The 989-nt window shown below is 69.6% G+C and carries 1 protein-coding gene; it reads left to right on the plus strand.

Annotated elements, in window-relative coordinates; translation table 11 throughout:
* Nucleotides 1-295 precede the first annotated feature (295 nt).
* The coding region (locus ACTWPT_RS60040; RefSeq protein ID WP_443186487.1) for an IS110 family transposase at nt 296-989 on the plus strand (694 nt) is incomplete at its 3' end.

A 989-nucleotide genomic window follows, 5' to 3' on the forward strand; every position in this document is an offset into this window, starting at 1 on the left:
GGACGCTAATGGGAACCACCGAGTCCGCTGATCGGGCAGACTCGGTGCCTGGTGGCCGCTGGTGAGTGAGCACTCCCGGACGCTGGACCGATCTTCGAGTCCTGTGGACAGACCGTTGCCCTCACCGGTGGTCGGGGGTCTTGATCACTGATGGGATGTCGTGCCCGCCTGGGTGGCGTGAGTACTGATCCATTAGCACGCCGACCGGCCCCCGCGGGCTGCTTGATCATGTTGTCGAGGGTTGGGGGATCGAGTGCTGTTCGTCGGTGATGACTGGGCTGAGGACCATCACGATGTGGAGGTGCAGGACGAGCAGGGCCGGGCGGTCAAGCGGGCCCGGCTGCCCGAGGGCGCTGCCGGGGTGGCCCGGTTCCATGAGCTGGTCGCATCGTTCCTGCCCCGGGACGCCGAACCGGCCGAGGTGCTGGTGTGTATCGAGACCGACCGAGGGCCGTGGGTGCGGGCGCTGGTCGCGGTCGGATACCGGGTGTTCGGGGTGAACCCCAAGCAGGCCGCCCGGCACCGCGAGGTGATGGGCACCTCCGGGGCCAAGAGCGACAAGGCCGACGCGCATGCGTTGGCCGACATGGTCCGGACCCGTCGGCACCAGCTCCGCGAGGTCGCCGGCGACTCCGACGAGGCCGAGGCCGTCAAGGTCGTTGCTCGCGCGCATCAGACGATGATCTGGGAACGGACCCGTCACATGCTGCGGCTGCGTTCGGCGTTGCGGGACTACTTCCCCGCCGCGCTGGCCGCCTACAAGCCCTTCGACCTCACCAGCACGGCCGTGCTCGCCTTGCTGGCCAAGGCCCCGACCCCGGCCGCGGCCGCCCGGTTGACCATCGTTCAGATCACCGCGGCGCTCAAGGGCCACCGCGACAAGCCTGCCAAGGCCGCCGCGATCCAGGCCGAGCTGCGCACCGAGCACCTTGGGCAAAGCGACCTGGTGGCTTCGGCCTACGCGGCCACCGTCTCGGCCACCGTCTCGG

Origin of the sequence: Nonomuraea sp. 3N208 (assembly GCF_052245935.1) — a bacterium.
Lineage (GTDB): Bacteria > Actinomycetota > Actinomycetes > Streptosporangiales > Streptosporangiaceae > Nonomuraea.